Source organism: Methyloversatilis sp. (assembly GCF_051861465.1).
GTDB lineage: Bacteria > Pseudomonadota > Gammaproteobacteria > Burkholderiales > Rhodocyclaceae > Methyloversatilis.
Genome location: NZ_JBHYCQ010000005.1, coordinates 137,921 through 159,311, shown reverse-complemented (window position 1 = coordinate 159,311; position 21,391 = coordinate 137,921). Strand labels below are relative to the sequence as shown.

The window sequence follows — 21,391 nt, the reverse complement described above, 5'->3', positions numbered from 1 at the left end:
TAAGCACATGTTGACCCTTTCGCCTGACGAACGCCGCGCCCTTCGCGCAAGCGCCCATCCGCTCAAACCGGTCGTGATGATTGCCCAGAACGGGCTGACGGACGCCGTGCTGAAGGAAATCGAGCTCGCGTTGAATTCGCACGAACTGATCAAGGTCAGGGTGTTCGATGCCGAGCGCGAACAACGTGACGCCTGGCTGACAGCGGCCTGCGAGGCGCTCGGCGCGGCGCCGATCCAGCGCATCGGGAACATTCTCGTGCTGTACCGCCCGAATCCTGAATTGCACGTCGTGGCGGCACCGCCTGCGGCGCCGGTGCGCAAGACGCGCGCCAATGCGGGCGACAAGCCCTCGGCCGGCAAACCGGTGCCGACGCGCAGCAAACCGGCCAAGCCGGTCGCCGGCCGACGCGGTGTGGCACGCAATGCCAAACCCGCCAGTACGTTCAAGGCGCGTGGCCGGTAAGCAGCGGGCCGCGACGGCGGTTTTTCAGACGTAGCGCACATCCACGATTTCGTACTCGCGCACACCGCCCGGTGCCTGCACCTCGGCCATGTCGCCCGCGTACTTGCCGATCAGCGCACGGGCGATCGGCGAATTCACCGAAATCATGCCCGCCTTCAGGTCTGCCTCATCGTCTCCGACGATCTGGTAGCTGACCGGCTTGCCGGCCTCGACATCCTCCAGATCGACGGTTGCGCCAAACACCACACGACCTTCCGCGTCGAGCGTCTTCGGATCGATGACCAGCGCGTTGGCCAGTTTGCCTTCGATTTCCTGGATGCGCCCCTCGACGAAGCCCTGGCGCTCCTTCGCCGCGTCGTACTCGGCGTTCTCCGACAGATCGCCATGCGAGCGCGCTTCGGCAATCGCCGCGATCACGCCCGGACGATCGACGGTTTTCAGGCGATGCAGCTCCTGCTTCAGCTTTTCGGCACCGGCCACGGTAAGAGGTACGCTCATGTCAGTCCATCTGCGCATGCAGGGCCTGCAGCGCGTAAGTTTCGAGTTCGGAAATGCGCATGCCGGCACATGCGGCACGCGCCCCTTCAACCGTCGTGAACAGGGTCACCCGGCTGGCCAGCGCACTGGTACGGATGGAACGCGAGTCGTTGATTGCACTTCGTTTTTCATCCACGGTATTCACGATGAAGGTGATCTCATCGTTCTTGATCATGTCGACGATGTGCGGCCGGCCTTCATTGACTTTGTTCACCGCCGTCACCGGCAGACCCGCGGCGGCGATGGCCGTTGCCGTGCCGCGCGTGGCCACCAGCGTGAAGCCGAGTTCGTGCAGTTCGCGCGCCACATCGACCGCCTTGGGCTTGTCGGCCGGGCGCACCGAAATGAAGGCCTTGCCGCTGCGCGGCAGCTTGACGCCCGCCGCCAGCTGACTTTTCACAAAGGCTTCGCCGAAGGTGCGACCCACCCCCATCACTTCACCGGTCGATTTCATTTCCGGACCCAGGATGGTGTCAACGCCCGGAAACTTGACGAAGGGGAACACCGCTTCCTTGACCGAGAAGTAAGGCGGCACGACTTCACGCGTCACGCCCTGATCCGCCAGCGAACGACCCGCCATGCAGCGCGCGGCGATCTTGGCGAGCGGCAGGCCGCAGGCCTTTGAAACGAAGGGCACGGTGCGCGAGGCACGCGGATTCACTTCCAGCACATAGACGGTATCGCCCGACGCGTCGCGCTGAATGGCGAACTGCACGTTCATCAGGCCGACCACGTTGAGGCCGCGTGCCATCAGCTCGGTCTGGCGGCGCAGTTCGTCGCACAGTTCCGGCGTGAGCGAGAACGGCGGCAGCGAACAGGCGGAGTCGCCCGAATGCACGCCCGCCTGTTCGATGTGCTCCATGATGCCGCCGATGATGACCTGGGTACCGTCGGAAAAGGCATCGACGTCGACTTCGGTCGCATCGTTCAGGAAACGGTCGAGCAGCACCGGCGAGTCGTTGCTCACCTTGACCGCCTCGCGCATGTAGCGTTCGAGGTCGGACTGCTGGTGCACGATTTCCATCGCCCGGCCGCCCAGCACGTAACTCGGACGGACCACCAGCGGGTAACCGATTTCCGCCGCCAGGCGCACGGCCTGATCCTCAGCGCGCGCCGTTCGGTTTGGCGGCTGCCTGAGCCCCAGTTCATGCAGCAGCTTCTGGAAGCGTTCGCGGTCTTCCGCGGCATCGATCATGTCCGGGCTGGTGCCGATGATGGGCACGCCGTTGGCTTCGAGGTCACGCGCCAGCTTGAGCGGCGTCTGGCCGCCGAACTGCACGATGACGCCGACCGGCTTTTCGATCGCGACGATTTCCAGCACGTCTTCCAGCGTCAGCGGCTCGAAGTAGAGTCGATCGGAGGTGTCGTAGTCGGTCGATACGGTTTCCGGATTGCAATTGACCATGATGGTTTCGAATCCGTCCTCGCGCAGTGCGAGCGCCGCGTGCACGCAGCAGTAGTCGAATTCGATGCCCTGGCCGATGCGGTTCGGGCCTCCGCCCAGCACCATGATCTTGCGCGCCGACGTCGGATTGGCTTCGCATTCCTCTTCATAGGTCGAATACATGTATGCGGTATCGGTCGCGAACTCCGCCGCGCAGGTATCCACCCGCTTGTATACAGGGCGCACGCCCAGCGTCTGGCGATGCAGGCGCAGCGCGGTTTCGTCGCACTGGAACAACCGGGCCAGACGGCGGTCGGCAAAACCCTTGCGCTTGAGGTCACGCATCGTCGCCGCATCGACGCTTTTGAGGCTGCGGCCGAAAAAGGCGCGCTCGGTCAGGATGATGTCTTCGATCTGGGCGAGGAACCACGGGTCGATCTTGGTCAGCTGATGCACCGCGTCCAGGCTCATGCCGTTGCGGAAGGCCTGGCCGACATACCAGATGCGGTTCGGGCCGGGCAGCGCCAGTTCCCGTTCCATCTCGTCATGGTCGGTTTCGATTTCGTCGAAACCGTAGACGCCGACTTCCAGGCCGCGCAGCGCCTTCTGCATCGACTCCTGGAAGCTGCGACCCATGGCCATGACTTCGCCGACCGACTTCATCTGCGTGGTCAGGCGGTCATTGGCCTGCGGGAACTTCTCGAACGCGAAGCGAGGAATCTTGGTGACCACATAGTCGATCGACGGCTCGAAGGACGCCGGGGTCGCACCGCCGGTGATGTCGTTCTGCAGCTCATCCAGCGTGAAGCCCACCGCCAGCTTGGCGGCAATCTTGGCGATCGGAAAACCGGTCGCCTTCGACGCCAGGGCCGACGAGCGCGACACGCGCGGGTTCATTTCGATGACGATCATCCGGCCATCTTCCGGATTGATCGAAAACTGCACGTTCGATCCGCCGGTATCGACGCCGATCTCGCGCAGCACGGCGATCGAGGCGTCGCGCATGATCTGGTATTCGCGGTCGGTCAGCGTCTGCGCCGGCGCCACGGTGATCGAATCACCGGTGTGCACGCCCATCGGATCGAGGTTTTCGATCGAGCACACGATGATGCAGTTGTCGGCGCTGTCGCGCACGACTTCCATCTCGAATTCCTTCCAGCCGAGCAGCGACTCTTCGATCAGCAGTTCGCTGGTCGGTGACGCTTCGAGGCCGCGCTTGCAGATCTCGACGAATTCTTCGTGGTTGTAGGCGATGCCGCCGCCGCTGCCGCCCATCGTGAAGGACGGGCGGATGATGGCCGGAAAGCCGATGCTGGCCTGCACCTGCAGGGCTTCTTCCAGCGAGTGTGCGATGCCCGAGCGGGCTGAACCCAGACCGATCTTCGTCATCGCGCGCTTGAACTTCTCGCGGTCCTCGGCCTTGTCGATCGCCTCCTGCTTGGCCCCGATCAGTTCGACCTTGTACTTGTCGAGCACGCCGTGACGGGCCAGATCAAGGGCGCAATTCAACGCGGTCTGACCGCCCATGGTCGGCAGCAGCGCGTCCGGGCGCTCCTTTTCGATGATCTTCTCGACCATCTGCCAGGTGATCGGCTCGATGTAGGTCACATCCGCCATGCCCGGGTCGGTCATGATGGTCGCCGGATTGCTGTTGACCAGCACCACGCGGTAACCCTCTTCGCGCAGGGCCTTGCAGGCCTGGGCGCCCGAGTAGTCGAATTCACAGGCCTGGCCGATGACGATGGGGCCGGCGCCGATGATCAGGATGGACTGGATGTCAGTACGTTTTGGCATGGTCAGCTACAAGGTACACGTTGCAAGGTACAAGAGGGCGCGGTTGCGCAGTGCGGCCCGCGACACGCACTTTCGTCGGTCAGGCGGCGCCTTGTTCCATCATTTTCACGAATCGGTCGAAAAGGTAGGCGACGTCGTGCGGTCCCGGGCTGGCTTCCGGATGGCCCTGGAAGCAGAAGGCCGGACGATCGGTCCATGCCATGCCCTGCAGGCTGCCGTCGAACAGCGACACGTGGGTCACGCGCACATTGGCCGGAAGCGTCGCCGGATCGACCGCGAAACCGTGATTTTGGCTGGTGATCAGCACGCGACCAGAGTCGATGTCCTTCACCGGATGATTGGCACCGTGGTGGCCGAACTTCATCTTCAGGGTCTTCGCGCCTGCAGCGAGGCCCATCAGCTGGTGGCCGAGGCAGATGCCGAAGGTCGGGATCCTGCGATCAAGGAAGGTCCGGATCGCGGATACCGCGTAATCGCAGGGCTCCGGATCGCCCGGGCCGTTGGACAGGAACACGCCGTCCGGCTTCATCGCCAGCACCTTTTCGGCCGGCGTCTGCGCCGGCACGACGGTCAGGCGGCAGCCCCGGCTGGCGAGCATGCGCAGGATGTTGCGCTTGACGCCGAAGTCGTAGGCCACGACGTGCCGCGGCGTGGCGGCCGGCTTGACGAAGCCCTGGCCGAGTTGCCATTCGCCCTCGGTCCAGTCGTAGGGTTCGGTTGCGCTGACGACTTTGGCCAGATCCATGCCGGACAGGCCGGCAAAGGCGCGCGCCTGGGCCAGTGCCTCGGCGACATCGACCCTGCCGGCCATCAGGCAGCCGCTCTGAGCGCCCTTTTCGCGCAGCACACGGGTCAGCTTGCGGGTGTCGATGTTGGCGATGCCGGGAATGCCCTGCTCCCGCAGATAGGCGTCCAGTGTCTGGTGACTGCGGAAGTTCGACGAACGCAACGGCAGGTCACGGATGACCAGGCCGGCGGCAAATACGCGGCCGGCTTCGACGTCTTCGTGGTTGATGCCGGTGTTGCCGATGTGCGGATAGGTCAGCGTGACGATCTGGCGGGTGTAGCTCGGGTCGGTCAGGATTTCCTGATAGCCGGTCATCGCGGTGTTGAACACCACCTCGCCCGTGGTGAACGTTTCCGCTCCGATGCTTTTGCCGTGAAAGACAGATCCATCGGCGAGTGCGAGCAGCGCGGGCGCATGGGCGGACACGTAAAAACTCCTGAAATCTGTTCGGGGGACGGCGGCGCAAGCAAGCGCCACATATGCGAAGCGGGAGACGCCGGTTTGGGCGCTCCCGCTGATTTCCGAATTATACCTTGCCGCTGGTGCGCCGCGCAATTTCACGGGCGTCGAGCGCCAGGGTCTGTTCTCTTTGATTCGTGCATCACGCGTGCAGCCGGCGCGTCGCCGGGCAAGGCGCACCGAGGGTGCCTGTCCGGCCGTCAAGTCAGGCGGTGCAATGCGGCCACGTGACGCGCGCGCCGCGGGTCGCCCTTGGGCAACGTGACGCAGCAATCAGGTGAGGAGGAACCTCAGGCGACGGGCGCCATCACCGCATCGCGCGCGTCGAGCAGCGCGTCGGACAGCCGGGCGAGATGGACATCCACCCGCTCATGCTGGCCGGCAAGTGCCGCCAGATCACTCACGCGGGCGTCTTCCTCGAGTTTCGAAACGGCGGCTTCGGCCCGCGCGGCACCGAATACCGACAGGGAACCGCGCAGCCGGTGGCAGATGCGCGCAGTTCCGGCGCAGTCCTTCAGCTGGATGCAGACATTGAGGCCGCTGCGCAGCCCCGGCAGTTCACCGAGGAACACATCGATCACGCGCAAGGCCATGGCGCGGTCACCTTCAAGTGTTTCCAGCGTGTGCGCGATGTCGATCACCGGCAGTTCGGCCCGCTCCGTTTCGATCGGCACACCGTTGACGTCCGTACCGACCGGCGTGCCGTCGGGCTCGCTGCGCGACAGCACGCGTTCCAGCGTCGCCAGAAGTTCGTCCGCCTTGACCGGCTTGCTGATGTAGTCGTCCATGCCTTCTTCGAGGCACAACTCGCGGTCACCCTTCATCGCATTGGCGGTCATCGCGATGATGGGCATGTGCTGAACGTTGTCGGTATCGACCACCCAGGAGCGTCGCTGCTCGCGCGCACGGATCGCGCGCGTCGCCTCGATGCCGCCCATGACCGGCATCTGTACGTCCATCAGCACGACCTCGAAATGGTCGCGCTCGAGCAGATCCAGCGCTTCCTGACCATTCGACGCGACCGTCACGACATAGCCCGCGCGTTCCAGCGTCCGCACGGCCACCAGCTGGTTGACCGGATTGTCTTCCGCCAGCAGCACGCGCCGCTTGCGCGCATTGCCGATGCCTTCGTGCGCCAGCGAGCGCTCGATATCGAGGTCTCCGATGGCGAAAGCGAAGTCATCCATTTCAGGTGCCGCGTCGTCCGGCTGGGTGGCGAGCGCCTCGGCCAGCGCGCCGGCCAGTTCGTTGGCCGAAAACGGCTTGTGCAGACGGCCACGCACACCCAGCGAGCGGGCATGCGCGTTGTCGGCCGCCTGATTGGAGCCGCTGAACATCATCACGACGCGGTTGAGCCGGTTCGGACCTTCGCAGAAGGCAGAGATGAAATCGAAGGCATCGGCATCCGGCAAGGTGCGATCGACCAGCAGGATGTCGAACGGGCGCCCTGCTTCGTGCGCCTGCTTGAGCGCCTGGCGCGCCGCCTGGACCGAACTGACTGCCAGCGCCGAGGCGCCCATGTCGCCCAGCATGGCGGCCACGACACCGCGTGACGGCAGGTGATCTTCGATCAGCAGCACATGGCGACCGACAAAGCGGCGGAAATGCGCGGGCAGCGTGGCCTGTTCGATCACCGCACCACGGAGCGTGAAGTGAAACGTTGATCCCTGCCCCGGCACGCTGTCCAGCCAAAGACGGCCGCCCATCAGGGACACGAGACGGTTGCAGATGGCGAGCCCGAGCCCGGTACCGCCGAAGCGCCGGGTGGTCGAAGTGTCGGCCTGCGCGAACGCTTCGAACACGACGGCCTGCTTTGCGGCGTCGATGCCGATCCCGGTGTCGCGCACCCAAAGATGCAGTTCGACCTCGCTACCGTTGCCGACCGGCGTACCGGTTGTCTCGCAGCCGATCTCGATTTCACCGCGCGCGGTGAATTTGACGGCATTGCCGATCAGATTCACCAGAATCTGCCGCAATCGACCCGGGTCGCCGAGCATGCGCACCGGCAGATCGGGCGACAGGCGGCAGTACAACTCCAGCCCCTTGTGTTGCGCCGCGATGGCAAGGCCGCGTGCCGCGTCGCCGACCACCTCCTCGACTGAATGCTCGACCTGTTCGATGGCGAGCTTTCCGGCCTCGATTTTCGAAAAGTCGAGAATGTCGTTGATGATGACCAGCAGCGCGTCGGCCGACGTCTTGATGGCACGCACGTATTCGAGCTGTTCGCTGTCGAGCGAGGTGTCGAGCATCAGTTCGGACATACCCATGATGCCGTTCATCGGGGTACGGATTTCGTGGCTCATGTTGGCCAGGAAGTCGCTCTTGGCCCGGCTGGCCGCTTCCGCCTTTTCCTTGGCCAGCAGCAGTTCGATTTCAGCCTGCCGGCGTGCATCGAGCTGACCAAGATGACCCGCTACCCGGATGACGCGGCCGCGTTCGTCGCGCTCGGTTGAACCGGCTTCCAGCCTGACCCAGACCGTACGGCCATCGGCATGGCGGACCCGGCAGTCCATCGAGGCGTCGTCTGCCATGCTGGCCAGTCTGTCTTCGAGCCACTGGTCGAAGGCGGCAGCGTCGTCGACATGCACGATGTCGCGCCACACCGGAAGCAGATCCGGCAGATCGGTCGGGCCGTAACCCAGCACCCCCTTGAACTCGGCCGACACCTCGAAGCGCGAACTCGACGGCACCCATTGCCAGCGGTGGCGCGAAGCATCGGTCGTGTCGCCGGCCTCGAGCAACTGGTCGATGCGCTGCAGCGACTCGGCCAGCGCGGCGGCTGACGGCCTGCCCGCGAGCCATCGCGCAAGATCGGCTTCATCGATCGATGGCAGGCCGAGGTGCTGCAGCAACAGGGAGGACAGCGCTGGATGCATGGAAATCCGGGGGCGTATGGGACCTGTCGAATTAACGGCCGTACATCGGCGGGCTGAAGAACCGGCGCACAGGCGGCGCACTGCCCACCACTCAGCGCAGGCCCAGCACGTCCTGCATGTCGTACAGACCGCTTTCACGACTGACCAGCCAGCGTGCGGCGCGCAGGCTGCCCAGCGCATAAGGCATGCGGCTGGCCGACTTGTGGGTGATTTCGATGCGCTCGCCAAGGCCGGCGAACAGCACCGTGTGGTCACCGACGATGTCGCCGCCACGTATCGTGGAAAAACCGATGGTCGTGTCCTGCCGCTCGCCGGTGTGTCCTTCGCGTCCGTAGATGGCACAGTCGGCGAGCGAGCGACCGAGCGCGTCGGCCACCACTTCGCCCATGCGCAGCGCAGTACCGGACGGCGCATCGACCTTCATGCGGTGATGCGCCTCGATCACTTCCACATCGTAGCCGCTGTTCAGGATGCGCGCGGCGACATCAAGCAGCCGGAACACGGCATTCACGCCGACCGCCATGTTCGGCGCAAACACGATGGCGATCTCGCGCGATGCCTCGAGCAACCGGGCACGCTGCGCTTCGCTGAAGCCGGTCGTGCCGATGATCATCTTCACGTTGTGGCGCCGGCAGGCTTCAAGGTGGGCCAGCGTGGCTTCCGGACGGGTGAAGTCGATCAGGAAGTCGGCACCGGCCAGCGCGGCATCGACATCGCTGCTGATCGGCACGCCGGCCGGGCTGCCCAGGAAGGCGGCTGCGTCTTCGCCGATGGCGGGCGCATCAGGGCGGTCAAGGGCAGCGACCAGCCGGGCGCCTTCGTCGCGCGATGTGGCTTCGATCAGCATGCGGCCCATGCGGCCGGACGCCCCGGCGATCGCTATGCGCATCGGTGACATGGAATCCTTTCAAACGTGAATGAGCCGCGATGACCTCGCGTCGGGTCACTTCGGCGCGATGACCTCGCCCAGATCTATCGTACGGGTACGCGGCGCCTCGGGCTGGTTCAGCTCGGCTTCTTCCGCGCCCACCACGTCGCCACCGAGACTGACCAGCTTGTCATTCTCGAAATAGACGATCAGGCGGCGCTGCTGGGTGTCTTCCGGCTTGTTGCCCGGCTTGAAGTAATACAGGTAGTCCCAGCGGTCCGGATGGAACACGTCGGCCAGCATCGGCGAACCGAGCACGAAACGCACCTGGTCGCGCGACATGCCGGGCTTGAGCTGGAAAGCCATTTCCTGGGTCACCAGGTTGCCCTGGCGGATATCGATGCGGAACGGGTTCAGACGATTGGTCACGTCGAGCGCCGAAGGCACATTGGTGCATCCCGCGAGCACCGGAATCAGAGCGGCAAGAGCGTAGCGGACAACTACCACGGGGGCGAAGGACATCGCTGGACGGGACTCGGTTAGGGCTTCGGGCAGGTCGATCCGCTCACGGCACGACGCCGGGCGGGAGACGAAAGTCTATATTATAGCGACCTTGATATTGCCGTCAGCCTTGCCCATGAGCGCAAACTCGCACAACCTGAAGAACATCGGCCTTAAAGCCACCCTGCCGCGACTGAAGATCCTCGAGCTGTTCCAGCGCGCGGATGTGCGTCACATGAGCGCGGAAGACGTCTACAAGGCGCTTCTGCAGGAAGACATGGACATCGGCCTGGCCACCGTTTACCGGGTGCTGACCCAGTTCGAGCATGCCGGTCTGCTGGAACGCCACTTCTTCGAATCCGGCAAGGCGATGTTCGAGCTGAACGAAGGACACCACCACGATCACCTCGTCTGCATCCAGTGCGGCAAGGTGGAAGAGTTCTACGATGCGGAAATCGAGCGCCGCCAGATCAAGGTCGCCAAGGATCACGGCTTCGCAGTGCACGACCACGCACTGACGATTTTCGCCAATTGCACGACCGAAGCCTGCCCGAACAAGAAGAAACCGCAGCGCGAACCCGGCCGATCCGAACCGGGTTGATCAGTTCGCCGGGCGCTCGCCCAGCATTTCCTTCGCGTGTGCCCGCGTGGTGTCGGTGATGACCTCGCCGCCCAGCATGCGTGCGATCTCCTCGATCCTTGCCGCGTCATCAAGCGCGTTCACCGCGCTGACCGTCTGCCCCGCCAGGCTGCGCTTGGCGATTGACCATTGCCAGTCGGCGCGTGCGGCGACCTGGGGCAGATGGGTGACGCACAGCACCTGGCGCGCCTTGCCCAGCCGCGCCAGCTGACGCCCCACCACTTCGGCCACTCGGCCGCCGATGCCGACGTCCACTTCGTCGAAAACCAGCGTCGGCGTCCCGCTGCGTGCACTGGCGATCACCTGTATCGCCAGTCCGATGCGCGACAGTTCTCCGCCCGACGCGACTTTCGCCAGCGGTGCCAGGGGTTGCCCGGGATTGGCAGACACACGGAACTCGATCTCTTCCAGTCCGGTGGCTGAGGGTTCGGCCAGCGGATGAAGTGCAACGTCGAAACGCCCCCCCTGCATCGCCAGTTCGGCCATGGCTGCGGTCACCTCGGCCGACAGGCGCTCAGCCACCGGCTTGCGCGCCGCTGACAGTCGTGTCGCCGCCTGCACACAGGCGGTGCGCGCTGCGTCGCGCGCCTGCTCGAGACGTGCCGGATCCGCGTCGGCGGTCAGCTGGTCGAGTTGCGACTGGCCGTCGGCCAGAAGCGCCGGCAGGTCGTCCGGCTCGCAGCGATACTTGCGGGAAGCGCCGAGCACGGCGGCAATGCGATCGTCGGCACGCGCCAGCGCAGCCGGGTCCGCATCGAGTCGATGTGCATAGGCGCGCAGCGCGCGCGCGGCTTCGCCGACCTGGGCCGACGCCGAATCGATCAGGCTGCAGCATTCGCCCAGCGCCGTATCGAACCCCTGCAGGCGGCCGAGCACGGCAGCGATGTGGGCGAGCTGCGCATCCAGCGCCACCTCGCCGTCCTCCAGCAACGCGAGCGCCTCGGCGCTGCCTTCGAGCAGTTGCGTGACATGGGCAAGCCGGCTGTGTTCCTGCTGCAGCGCTGCCCAGGCGGCGGGTTCGAACGCCAGTGCGGTGAGCTCCTCGACCCGCCACTGCAGGCGTTCGCGCTCGCGCACGGCCGCGTCACTGTCCTGCACGGCGCGCAGCAGCGCTTGTTCGCGCGCCTGCCATTCCCGATACAGCTTCGTGACCTCGGTGACCTGGGCGTGCAGGCCGGCGTGCTGGTCGAACAGCTCGCGCTGCGCCGATTCGCGCATCAGGGCCTGGTGCGCATGCTGGCCGTGGATATCGACCAGCAGCCCGCCCAGTTCGCGCAGCTGCGCGATGCCGGCCGGCACACCGCCTATCCATGCACGCGATCGGCTGCCGCTGTCGATCACCCGTCGCACGATGACCCGGTCACCGTCGCATTCGAAATCCTGCGCAGCCAGCCAGTCGCGCGCCGGACTGTCCGGCGCCAGCATGAACTCGGCCGACAGCTCTGCACGCTCCCGCCCGAGTCGTACGACCGACGCGTCGGCGCGCGCGCCGAGCAGCAGGCCGAGCGCATCCACGAGGATCGACTTGCCGGCGCCGGTTTCGCCGGTCAGGGCGCCGAAGCCGGCCGAAAAGTCGAGTTCGAGCTGGTCAACAAGGATGAAATCGCGGATGAAAAGGCGTTCGAGCATGCAGCGCGGTCAGGAGTCGGATCGATGATGAAGATCGGGCAGAACGGAGATGGCTCAGGCCTCTTTCGGCGCCTCGCTCCAGCGGAGCTTTTCGCGCAGCATGGCGAAGTAGCTGTAGCCGGGCGGATGCATCAGCGTCACGCAGTAAGGCGAGCGCTCGATGCGCAGGCAGTCGCCGCCCTGCAGATTCACATGTTCCTGGCCGTCGAAATGGGCACGCGCGTCATGCCGCAGGAACAGCCGGACATCGAGTACCGAACTGTCGCTCAGCGCAATCGGGCGCGACGACAAGGCATGCGGACACAGCGGGACGATCAGCATGCTGCCGAGCGACGGATGCACGATGGGACCGTTGGCCGACAGCGAATACGCCGTGGAGCCGGTCGGCGTGGAAACGATCAGCCCGTCGGACCGCTGGCTGTATACGAATTCGTCGTCCACCCGGACTTCGAATTCGATCATGCGACCCAGGTCACCCTTGGACAACACGACATCATTCAGCGCCAGCGCCGAAAAAACCGATTCACCGTCGCGCAGTACGCCCGCCTGCAACAGCGCGCGGCGCTCGCGGGTGAATTGCCCGGCCATCAGGGCGTCCATCGCCGACAGCATGTTGGAACGGGCGACATCGGTCAGAAAACCCAGTCGTCCCTGGTTGACGCCGACCAGCGGTACATCATGCGGCGCCAGCTTGCGGGCCGCGCTGATCAACGAACCATCTCCGCCGATCACCACCGCCAGTCCGGCGCGGCGGCCGATCTCGTCAAAAATCGCCGTCTCGAAATCGTTGCCGGACAAGGCATCCGCCGAATCCTGCTCGATCAGGACCTCGCGACCGGAATCGCGCAGCCAGTGCGCGAGCGTGCGCATCGATTCGCCCACTTCCGCGCTCTGGTACTTGCCAATCAGGGCGACGCAGCCGAACGACGGTGGGGTTTTATCCATCGACGAATTAAACCACAAAGCCTGCGATCGACCGTGAAGCCGTCGAGAGCGGGCCGGCGTGTGTCAATATCCGGCCCTGACACCGTCGCACCCGTGGCGCTGTTCTAGAATCTGAAGCCGGAAGCGTACCCAAACCGCGAAGTCATGCTCGAAGACCGCTCCAGACTGCTGCTCAAAACCCTGGTCAAACGCTACATCGCCGACGGTCAGCCGGTCGGTTCCCGCACGCTCTCGAAGTATTCGGGGCTGGACCTGTCGCCCGCCACGATACGCAACGTGATGTCGGATCTGGAGGAGCTGGGATTCATCACCAGCCCGCACACCTCGGCCGGACGCGTTCCGACGCCGCGCGGCTACCGGTTCTTCGTCGACAGCCTGCTGTCGGTTCAGCCTCTGGAGCCGGGCCAGATCAGCGAACTGAAAGGCGAACTGCGCCCGGCGGACCCGCGCGTGCTGGTCGGTCAGGCGTCGCAATTGCTGTCGCAGCTGACCCATTTCGCCGGCATCGTGGTGGCGCCGCGGCGCCAGATGGTGCGCATCCGCCAGATCGAATTCCTCAGCCTGTCCGACAAGCGCATCCTGCTCATCATCGTGACCGATCAGGGCGAGGTGCAGAACCGCATCCTGCTGACGGAGCGCAATTTCTCGCCGGCGGAACTGGTCAGCGCAGCCAATTTCCTGAACCAGAACTATGTCGGGTTCGATTTCGAGGAAATCCGCGGCCGGCTGCAGGCGGAACTGAAGAAGCTGCATGGAGATCTGACGTCGCTGATGGCGGCTGCGCTGCAGGCAGGCAACGAGGCATTTTCCGGCGACAAGGGCCAGTACGTCATTTCCGGCGAGCGCAACCTGCTGGCGGTGGATGATCTGGCGTCGAACATGTCGCGTCTGCGCGAGCTTTTTTCGCTGTTCGACCAGCGCACCCAACTGGCGAGCCTGCTCGATCTGTCGCAGCAGGCCGAAGGCGTGCAGCTGTTCATCGGCGGCGAATCCGGCCTGGCACCGCTGGATGAATGCAGCGTGGTCACCGCGCCTTACGAAATTCAGGGGCAGGTGGTCGGCAGCGTCGGCGTGATCGGCCCGACCCGCATGGCGTACGAGCGCGTCATTCCGATTGTCGACGTCACCGCCAAGCTGCTTTCGAGCGCGCTCAGCCAGACCTGACCCGAACCACCCGAACCGGGCGCGCCATGGATGCGCGCACCGCAAACCCAACGAGCCCATGTCACGATTCAACGCCGAACCGTCCTACACCCATGGCCAGCCCGCGCGCACCGGCGTGTTGCTGGTGAACCTCGGCACACCGGACAAGCCGGACGCCCCGTCGCTGCGGCGCTACCTCAAGCAGTTCCTGTCGGACGACCGCGTGGTCGAAATTCCGAAGGCCGTGTGGTGGTTCATCCTGAATGTCATCATCCTGAACGTGCGCCCGAAACAGTCCGCCGAAAAGTACGCCTCGGTGTGGACCGATGAAGGGTCGCCGCTGCGCGTGCATACCGAACGCCAGGCCAAGCTGCTGCGCGGCTGGATGATTGCCGAAGGTCAGCCCGACATCGATGTGCGATTTGCCATGCGCTACGGCAGCCCGGCCATCGGTGACGTGCTGCAGCAGATGAAGATGGACGGCTGCACGCGCATCCTGATGCTGCCGATGTACCCGCAGGCGGCGTCGAGCACGACCGGCTCGATGATCGACGAACTGGCGCAGACCCTGCTGCGCTGGCGCAACCTGCCGGAATTGCGCTATCTGCGTGCCTTCGCGGCAGACGCCGGCTACATTGGCGCGCTCGCGGCCAGCGTGCGTGAACACTGGGCGAAGAATGGCCGCTCGGACAAGCTGGTCATGTCCTTCCACGGCGTGCCGCATTTCCATCTGGAACAGGGCGACCCCTACCACTGCGAGTGCCACAAGACCGGCCGCCTGCTGGCCGAGGCACTCGGGCTGGCGAAGGATCAGTACCTGGTCACCTTCCAGTCGCGCTTCGGCAAGGCGCGCTGGCTCGAACCCTACACCCAGCCGACGCTTGAAAAGCTCGCCGCGGAAGGCCTGCAGAGCGTGGACGTGATCTGCCCGGGTTTCGTCGCCGACTGCCTGGAAACGCTGGAGGAGATCGCGGTGGAAAACCGCGACGCCTTCATCGGCAAGGGCGGCAAGACCTTCCAGTACATCGCCTGCCTGAACGAGCGACCCGACTGGATCGACGCCCTGGGCCGCATCGTGCGACGCGAGCTGGGTCACTGGTGGGACGAGGCGAGCCCGGTGGCCGATCAGCTGGTGCTGCAGGCCGAACGTGCGAAGGCCTTCGGGGCGCCGAAATAGCGGCGCGACGCCCGTCTCGCGACAAAGAAAAAGGCGACCCGTAGGTCGCCTTTTTCATGCGCTGACCGAATCTCACGCAGCGCGTGCTTCGGCCACCGGTGTTTCATCATTCTTGGCACGGCGCGGGCGACCGCGGCGCGATGCACCGGGGTCGAACTGGCCGTCGAGCTTCTTCAGCGCATCCTTGCGCGCCTTCAGTGCCATCTTGAACGCGCCTTCCTCGCCATACTTGTTGACCGAGAACTTCACCCGCTTGCGCCGGCCCGACGGCAGTGGCCATGACGCCACCCAGAACCAGCGCTGCTTCTCTTCCGGCATGTCGCGCGTTTCCGACGCACAGTAGCGGCACACCCCGACAACGCCGGAGCGGTTGTTCTTCTTGACGATGCTCGAATACTCGCGCAGCGAAAACGGCGGAAACTTCGCAATGATGTCGTCGCGGAACTGTTTGGCGGCAGTGAACGCCTTCTGCTTGCCGCCAAACACGCCATCGCTGAAGTGCTTGCGGTGTATCACGCCGCGTCGCTGGATGGTCACCAGCCAGCCGTGCGTCCGGCTGGCTTCGTTATCCACGCGGCTGATGCCATAAACTGAATTGCGGCTCAAGGTCGGTCTCCTTCCGATCAGCACCGGGTTGGCCGGGTGCATGTGAGGAGAGTTTCGGCCTGCAGGATCGAAACTTTAGCGGCCTGAGCGGCTGCGTTTCACGATGAAACAGACGGGACGTGAAGTCGGTCCGGGCCGCGAAGCAACATCGTTCAGCGACGCAGCGGCGGATCGGGTGCCAGTTCGAGATCGAGCCCGACGCCAGCCACGCAGAAACCGGACTCTGTCGGCAGCATGACTTCCTCGCCCTGGGCGGCGAGCGCCGCGTTGGCACGCACCAGACGCTGCACGATGGTGCTGATCAGCTGGCCGCGGAAGTGTTCTAGACACTCTTCGGACGCGAGCGTCAGGGCCGAGGGGTTGATTTCGAGGAAGGTGATCTGGGTGGTGGCGATCACCGTGGCCGACCGGCTGACATGCTTGGGATCCAGATAGCCCATCTCGCCGACCACGTCGCCCACACCCAGTTCGGCCAGCAGTCGACCGCCGACGCTGACCTGGGCCTGTCCCGACACGATGAGGCCGAAGCGGTTGTCCGTATCGCCTTCGCGCATCATCACCGCGTTCTCTGCAAACTGGCGCCAGCCGGAGAAGCGCAGCACCTCCCATACCTCGACATCGTCGAATTCGGTGAAGAAGGCCATCTTGCGCAGGATGGTGAACCGCGTGGTATCCGGCGGCACATAGCTGTCGTCGAGCAGCTTGAAGCGCACCGACGACAGATCCTTCGCGAACTCGGCACCGTTCTTGTAGCGCGAGTACAGATCCTTTTCGAGCGCCTTGCGGATCACACGGTCCATGCCTTCCGGCACCTCCGGATTCAGCTGCGACGCGGACGGCGGATCGGCATGGATGATCTTGTAGATGAGCTGGGCTGGATGCTTGGCGCGGAAGGGCAGCCGGCCTGTCAGCAGGTGGAACAGCACCACGCCGAGCGAATACAGATCGGTTTTCTGGTTCAGCGGATAGCCCTTTACCTGCTCCGGGCTCATGTAAGCCGGCGAGCCCACGCCCATGATGAAGGTCGAATCCTTGTCGTTTTCCTTCGCGACATTCAGCGCCAGCCCGAAATCGGTCACCTTCACGAGGTCGTTGGCGCCGATCAGGATGTTGGCCGGCTTGATGTCGCGGTGAACGACACCCTGCTTGAACGCGTAGTCGAGTGCCATGCAGCACTTGAACACGATGCTGACGGCGCGTGGCAGCGGCAGCATCTTGTTGAATTCGCAGTAGTGATCGAGCGCTTCGCCCTCGATGTACTCCATCACCAGATAGGCGCGCCCCTCTTCCACCTGGGCGTCGAAGATGCGGATGATGTTCGGATGGTTGAGCTTGGCGGCGATCGCCGCCTCGGTCAGGAACAGCTTGCGCATGCGGCGCGACCATTTGCCCTGATCGCGGTTCTTGTCGCCGAAATCGACCAGCTTCACGGCAACCAGCTCTTCGATGTCATCGGCCTTGCATAGATATACGGTGGCGGTCGCGCCCTTGCCGATTTCCCGGATAACCCTGTATTTGCCGATGCGATCAAGCATGCTTGAAGTGCGATGGAGGCGTCATGAACAGCCGCAATGATAGGGCATCGGCCGTAAACGAACAAAAGCACTTGCCGGCGCCGGCCTGAACCGGTGCGCGGTCCGCGATTTTCTGCCGGCAGACGCCAGGGCGGAAACCATGGCGGTCGGCAGGGCTTGAAATCGACCGGCTACGGCCCCAAGTGAATCGGGTCCGAAAGCCAGAGGAAATCGCTGCATGACCGATCAGACCCCGCAAGAACTGCCGAACGAGCTGCCGGCCGATGCCGCAGCGACCGGCGACACCCAGGCAGCCACCGCCGATCCGGCGCTCGCCGCTGCAGAACTCAAGGTGGCCGAATTGCAGGACGCCCTGCTGCGCGCCAAGGCCGAAACCGAAAACATGCGCCGCCGCGCCGCCGAGGATGTGCTGAAGGCGGGCAAGTTCGGCGCCGAGAAATTCGCCAACGCCATGGTGCCGGTCAAGGACAGCCTGGAAGCGGCGCTCGCCGACCGGTCGTCCGACGTGGCCACGCTCCGCTCTGGTGTCGAACTGACGCTCAAGCAGCTGCAGCAGGCATTCAGCGGCGCCGGCATCGAGGAAACCGATCCGCTGGGCGAGAAGTTCGACCCGCACCGCCATCAGGCCATCAGCCAGATCGAGGCGCCGGGCGAGCCGAATCACGTGGTTCAGGTATTGCAGAAAGGTTATCTGCTGCATGAACGCGTGCTGCGCCCTGCCCTCGTGATCGTTTCCAGGGCAGCCAGCTGAAAGACCCCTTGAAATGTGGGCGAATGCGCCCACATCTGAGGCCAAGCGGTCGTTTCGCTCCCGACATACACATTTATATATAGAGGACCCCGAACATGGGAAAAATCATCGGCATCGATCTGGGCACCACCAACAGCTGCGTGTCCGTCATGGAAGGCGGCAAGCCCAAGGTGATCGAGAATTCGGAAGGCGCGCGCACCACGCCGTCCATCGTCGCCTACACCGACGACGGCGAAATCCTGGTCGGCGCCTCGGCCAAGCGCCAGGCGGTCACCAATGCCGCCAACACGCTGTTTGCCGTCAAGCGCCTGATCGGCCGCCGCTTCGAAGAGAAGGAAGTGCAGAAGGACATCGCGCTGATGCCCTACAAGATTTCCAAGGCCGAGAACGGCGACGCCTGGGTGGAAGTGCGCGGCAAGAAGATCGCGCCGCCGCAGGTATCGGCCGAAGTGCTGCGCAAGATGAAGAAGACCGCTGAGGACTACCTCGGCGAAGAAGTGACTGAAGCCGTCATCACGGTGCCGGCCTACTTCAATGACAGCCAGCGTCAGGCCACCAAGGACGCCGGCCGCATCGCCGGCCTGGACGTCAAGCGCATCATCAATGAGCCGACCGCGGCTGCGCTCGCCTTCGGCATGGACAAGAAGCCGGGTGATTCGAAGATCGCCGTGTATGACCTGGGCGGCGGCACGTTCGACGTGTCCATCATCGAAATCGCCGATGTCGATGGCGAACACCAGTTCGAGGTGCTGGCCACCAACGGCGACACCTTCCTCGGCGGCGAAGATTTCGACCAGCGCATCATCGATTACGTGATCGACGAGTTCAAGAAGGACCAGGGCGTCGACCTGAAGAAGGACATCCTCGCGCTGCAGCGCCTGAAGGAAGCCGCCGAAAAGGCCAAGATTGAACTGTCGTCGGGTGCGCAGACCGAAATCAATCTGCCCTACATCACCGCCGATTCGACCGGGCCGAAGCATCTTGCGATCAAGATCACGCGTGCCAAGTTCGAGTCGCTGGTGGAAGAGCTGATCGAGCGTTCGATCGAGCCCTGCCGCATCGCGATCAAGGATTCGGGCGTCAAGGTGAGCGACATCGACGACGTCATCCTGGTCGGCGGCATGACCCGCATGCCCAAGGTGCAGGAAAAGGTGCGCGAATTCTTCGGCAAGGAGCCGCGCAAGGACGTGAACCCGGACGAAGCCGTCGCAGTCGGTGCCTCGATCCAGGGCGGCGTGCTGCAGGGCGACGTGAAGGACGTGCTGCTGCTCGACGTGACCCCGCTGTCGCTGGGCATCGAAACGCTGGGCGGCGTCATGACCAAGATGATCCAGAAGAACACGACGGTGCCAACCAAGTTCTCGCAGACCTTCTCGACCGCCGACGACAACCAGCCGGCGGTCACCATCAAGGTCTATCAGGGCGAGCGCGAAATGGCCAGCGGCAACAAGTCGCTCGGCGAATTCAACCTCGAAGGCATCGCCCCGGCACCGCGCGGTCTGCCGCAGATCGAGGTGACCTTCGACATCGACGCCAACGGCATCCTGCACGTCGGCGCGAAGGACAAGGCGACCGGCAAGGAAAACAAGATCACCATCAAGGCGAATTCCGGTCTGTCGGAAGACGAAATCCAGAAGATGGTGAAGGACGCCGAGCTGCATGCCGAAGACGACCGTCGGGCACGCGAGCTGGCCGATACGCGCAACCAGGCCGATGCACTGGTGCATTCGACGCGCAAGGCGCTGACCGAGCACGGCGACAAGGTGGATGCCGGCGAAAAGGATGCGATCGAAGCCGCGATCAAGGAGACCGAAGAGGCCATCCGTTCGGGCGACAAGGAAGCGATCGAAGCCAAGAGCGCCGCATTGTCGACCGCAGCGCAGAAGCTGGGCGAAGCGATGTACGCCCAGCAGCAGGCCGCTGCCGGTGAAGCCGGTGCCGCACCGAGCGGCTCGGGCAAGGACGACGGCGACGTGGTCGATGCCGAGTACACCGAAGTGAACGACAAGAAGTAAGCTGCGCGTCTTCCGGTTGCCGATGGCGACCTGACCGCCGGGGCACAGAGACGCAGGGTCGCACCCTGCTCCTCTGTGCCTTGGCGTATCTGTGGTGATAACGAATGGCAAAACGCGATTTTTACGACATCCTCGGCGTCAATCGGGATGCATCCGACGACGAGATCAAGAAGTCCTACCGCAAGCTGGCGATGAAGTACCACCCGGACCGCAATCCGGACAGCAAGGAAGCGGAAGACAAGTTCAAGGAAGCCAAGGAGGCTTACGAAATCCTGTCGGACGGGCAGAAACGCGCGGCCTATGACCAGTACGGCCACGCCGGCGTCGACCCCAACATGGGCGGCAGCGGCGGTGGCGCAGGCCCGGGTTTCGGCGATGCCTTCGGCGACATTTTCGGGGAAATCTTCGGCAATGCAGCCGGACGCGGCCGGGCGGGTGGCGGTCGCAGCGGCGTCTATCGCGGCGCCGATCTGCGCTACAACCTCGAAATCACGCTCGAGGAAGCGGCCCGCGGCACCGACACGCGCATCCGCATTCCGACCATGGACGAGTGCGGCACCTGCGACGGCACCGGTGCGAAGCCGGGCACCAAGCCGGTCACCTGCACGACCTGCAATGGCGCGGGGCAAGTGCGCATGCAGCAGGGTTTCTTCTCGATCCAGCAGACCTGCCCGAAATGCCATGGCACCGGCAAGATGGTGAAGGACCCGTGCGGCACCTGCCATGGCGCCGGCCGCGTGAAGTCGAGCAAGACGCTGCAGGTGAAGATTCCGTCCGGCATCGACGAGGGCGACCGCATCCGGCTGGCCGGCGAAGGCGAGCATGGTCAGGGCGGCGGCCCGGCCGGCGACCTGTACGTGCAGATCCACATCAAGCCGCACAGCGTGTTCCAGCGCGAGGGCGACGACCTGCACTGCGAAATGCCGATCGGCTTCGCCACCGCGGCACTGGGCGGCGAAATCGAGATTCCGACGCTGGAGGGCGCAGCCAAGATCAAGATTCCATCGGAAACACAGTCCGGCAAGGTATTCCGCCTGCGCGGCAAGGGCATCAAGGGCGTGCGCAGCAGTACCCCGGGCGACCTGATGTGCCACGTGGTGGTCGAAACGCCGGTCAATCTGACGGCGCGCCAGAAGGAACTGCTGAAGGAATTCGACGACATCAACCTGAGCGACGAAGCGAGCCACAGCCCGCGCGCCAAGTCGTGGATGGACAAGATGAAGAACTTCTTCGCCGGCTGAACCCCGGCGCTGCCGTTTCGGCAGGCCGGAAATCAAAACG

The 21,391-nt window shown here is 64.3% G+C and carries 17 protein-coding genes; 7 read left to right on the top strand and 10 right to left on the bottom strand.

Annotation, left to right across the window (positions count from 1 at the left end; all coding sequences use genetic code 11):
- Positions 1–7: 7 nt before the first annotated feature.
- Positions 8–463 carry a YhbY family RNA-binding protein gene (locus ACTIFF_RS08900; RefSeq protein WP_257080793.1) on the top strand — a complete coding sequence of 152 codons (456 nt, stop codon included), beginning with the start codon at positions 8–10 and terminating at the stop codon, positions 461–463.
- Positions 464–487: 24 nt separating this feature from the next.
- Here the strand turns inward: ACTIFF_RS08900 and greA are convergent, their stop codons facing one another.
- The 6 genes from greA to ACTIFF_RS08870 all read right to left on the bottom strand — a co-directional run bounded on the left by greA (position 488) and on the right by ACTIFF_RS08870 (position 9,690).
- Positions 488–961, bottom strand: a complete 474-nt coding sequence (greA, locus tag ACTIFF_RS08895; protein ID WP_305611801.1) for a transcription elongation factor GreA — start codon at positions 959–961, stop codon at positions 488–490.
- A 1-nt stretch (position 962) separates the two neighbouring features.
- Positions 963–4,178: a carbamoyl-phosphate synthase large subunit gene (gene carB, locus ACTIFF_RS08890; protein ID WP_439536497.1), complete on the bottom strand. Its 3,216-nt coding sequence runs from the start codon at positions 4,176–4,178 to the stop codon at positions 963–965.
- A gap of 79 nt (positions 4,179–4,257) precedes the next feature.
- Positions 4,258–5,391, bottom strand: coding sequence for a glutamine-hydrolyzing carbamoyl-phosphate synthase small subunit (carA, locus tag ACTIFF_RS08885; protein ID WP_439536496.1), 1,134 nt, complete (start codon positions 5,389–5,391; stop codon positions 4,258–4,260).
- Positions 5,392–5,714: 323 nt separating this feature from the next.
- On the bottom strand, positions 5,715–8,300 hold the full coding sequence (locus ACTIFF_RS08880; protein WP_439536495.1) for a response regulator: 2,586 nt from the start codon (positions 8,298–8,300) through the stop codon (positions 5,715–5,717).
- Positions 8,301–8,391: 91 nt separating this feature from the next.
- Positions 8,392–9,189, bottom strand: coding sequence for a 4-hydroxy-tetrahydrodipicolinate reductase (dapB, locus tag ACTIFF_RS08875; protein ID WP_439536494.1), 798 nt, complete (start codon positions 9,187–9,189; stop codon positions 8,392–8,394).
- A 54-nt stretch (positions 9,190–9,243) separates the two neighbouring features.
- Positions 9,244–9,690, bottom strand: a complete 447-nt coding sequence (locus tag ACTIFF_RS08870; RefSeq protein ID WP_306476490.1) for an outer membrane protein assembly factor BamE — start codon at positions 9,688–9,690, stop codon at positions 9,244–9,246.
- A 115-nt stretch (positions 9,691–9,805) separates the two neighbouring features.
- On the opposite strand from ACTIFF_RS08870, the gene fur reads away from it, so the two are divergent.
- A complete protein-coding gene (fur, locus tag ACTIFF_RS08865) occupies positions 9,806–10,270 on the top strand; it encodes a ferric iron uptake transcriptional regulator (RefSeq protein WP_069039973.1) in 465 nt (154 codons plus the stop codon).
- Here the strand turns inward: fur and recN are convergent, their stop codons facing one another.
- Together recN and ACTIFF_RS08855 are read right to left on the bottom strand one after the other, a co-directional pair.
- Positions 10,271–11,938 carry a DNA repair protein RecN gene (recN, locus tag ACTIFF_RS08860; protein WP_439536493.1) on the bottom strand — a complete coding sequence of 556 codons (1,668 nt, stop codon included), beginning with the start codon at positions 11,936–11,938 and terminating at the stop codon, positions 10,271–10,273.
- A gap of 54 nt (positions 11,939–11,992) precedes the next feature.
- A complete protein-coding gene (locus ACTIFF_RS08855; RefSeq protein ID WP_439536492.1) occupies positions 11,993–12,883 on the bottom strand; it encodes an NAD kinase in 891 nt (296 codons plus the stop codon).
- A 144-nt stretch (positions 12,884–13,027) separates the two neighbouring features.
- On the opposite strand from ACTIFF_RS08855, the gene hrcA reads away from it, so the two are divergent.
- Together hrcA and hemH are read left to right on the top strand one after the other, a co-directional pair.
- Entirely contained in the window at positions 13,028–14,047 is a 1,020-nt protein-coding gene (hrcA, locus tag ACTIFF_RS08850) for a heat-inducible transcriptional repressor HrcA (protein ID WP_439536491.1), read from the top strand.
- A gap of 58 nt (positions 14,048–14,105) precedes the next feature.
- Positions 14,106–15,203 (top strand): ferrochelatase, encoded by a 1,098-nt coding sequence (gene hemH / locus ACTIFF_RS08845; RefSeq protein ID WP_439536490.1) that lies wholly within the window; start codon positions 14,106–14,108, stop codon positions 15,201–15,203.
- Positions 15,204–15,275: 72 nt separating this feature from the next.
- Here the strand turns inward: hemH and ACTIFF_RS08840 are convergent, their stop codons facing one another.
- A complete protein-coding gene (locus ACTIFF_RS08840) occupies positions 15,276–15,809 on the bottom strand; it encodes an AP2 domain-containing protein (protein ID WP_190295032.1) in 534 nt (177 codons plus the stop codon).
- A 152-nt stretch (positions 15,810–15,961) separates the two neighbouring features.
- Positions 15,962–17,344, bottom strand: a complete 1,383-nt coding sequence (locus ACTIFF_RS08835) for a protein kinase domain-containing protein (protein ID WP_439536489.1) — start codon at positions 17,342–17,344, stop codon at positions 15,962–15,964.
- Between the two features lie 217 nt (positions 17,345–17,561).
- On the opposite strand from ACTIFF_RS08835, the gene grpE reads away from it, so the two are divergent.
- The 3 genes from grpE to dnaJ all read left to right on the top strand — a co-directional run bounded on the left by grpE (position 17,562) and on the right by dnaJ (position 21,351).
- The gene (gene grpE / locus ACTIFF_RS08830) at positions 17,562–18,095 is read left to right on the top strand and encodes a nucleotide exchange factor GrpE (protein ID WP_439536488.1); all 534 of its coding nucleotides are present in this window, start codon (positions 17,562–17,564) and stop codon (positions 18,093–18,095) included.
- A 95-nt stretch (positions 18,096–18,190) separates the two neighbouring features.
- Positions 18,191–20,110 carry a molecular chaperone DnaK gene (gene dnaK / locus ACTIFF_RS08825; RefSeq protein ID WP_439536487.1) on the top strand — a complete coding sequence of 640 codons (1,920 nt, stop codon included), beginning with the start codon at positions 18,191–18,193 and terminating at the stop codon, positions 20,108–20,110.
- A 104-nt stretch (positions 20,111–20,214) separates the two neighbouring features.
- Positions 20,215–21,351, top strand: a complete 1,137-nt coding sequence (gene dnaJ, locus ACTIFF_RS08820) for a molecular chaperone DnaJ (protein WP_439536486.1) — start codon at positions 20,215–20,217, stop codon at positions 21,349–21,351.
- The last annotated feature ends 40 nt before the right edge of the window (positions 21,352–21,391 follow it).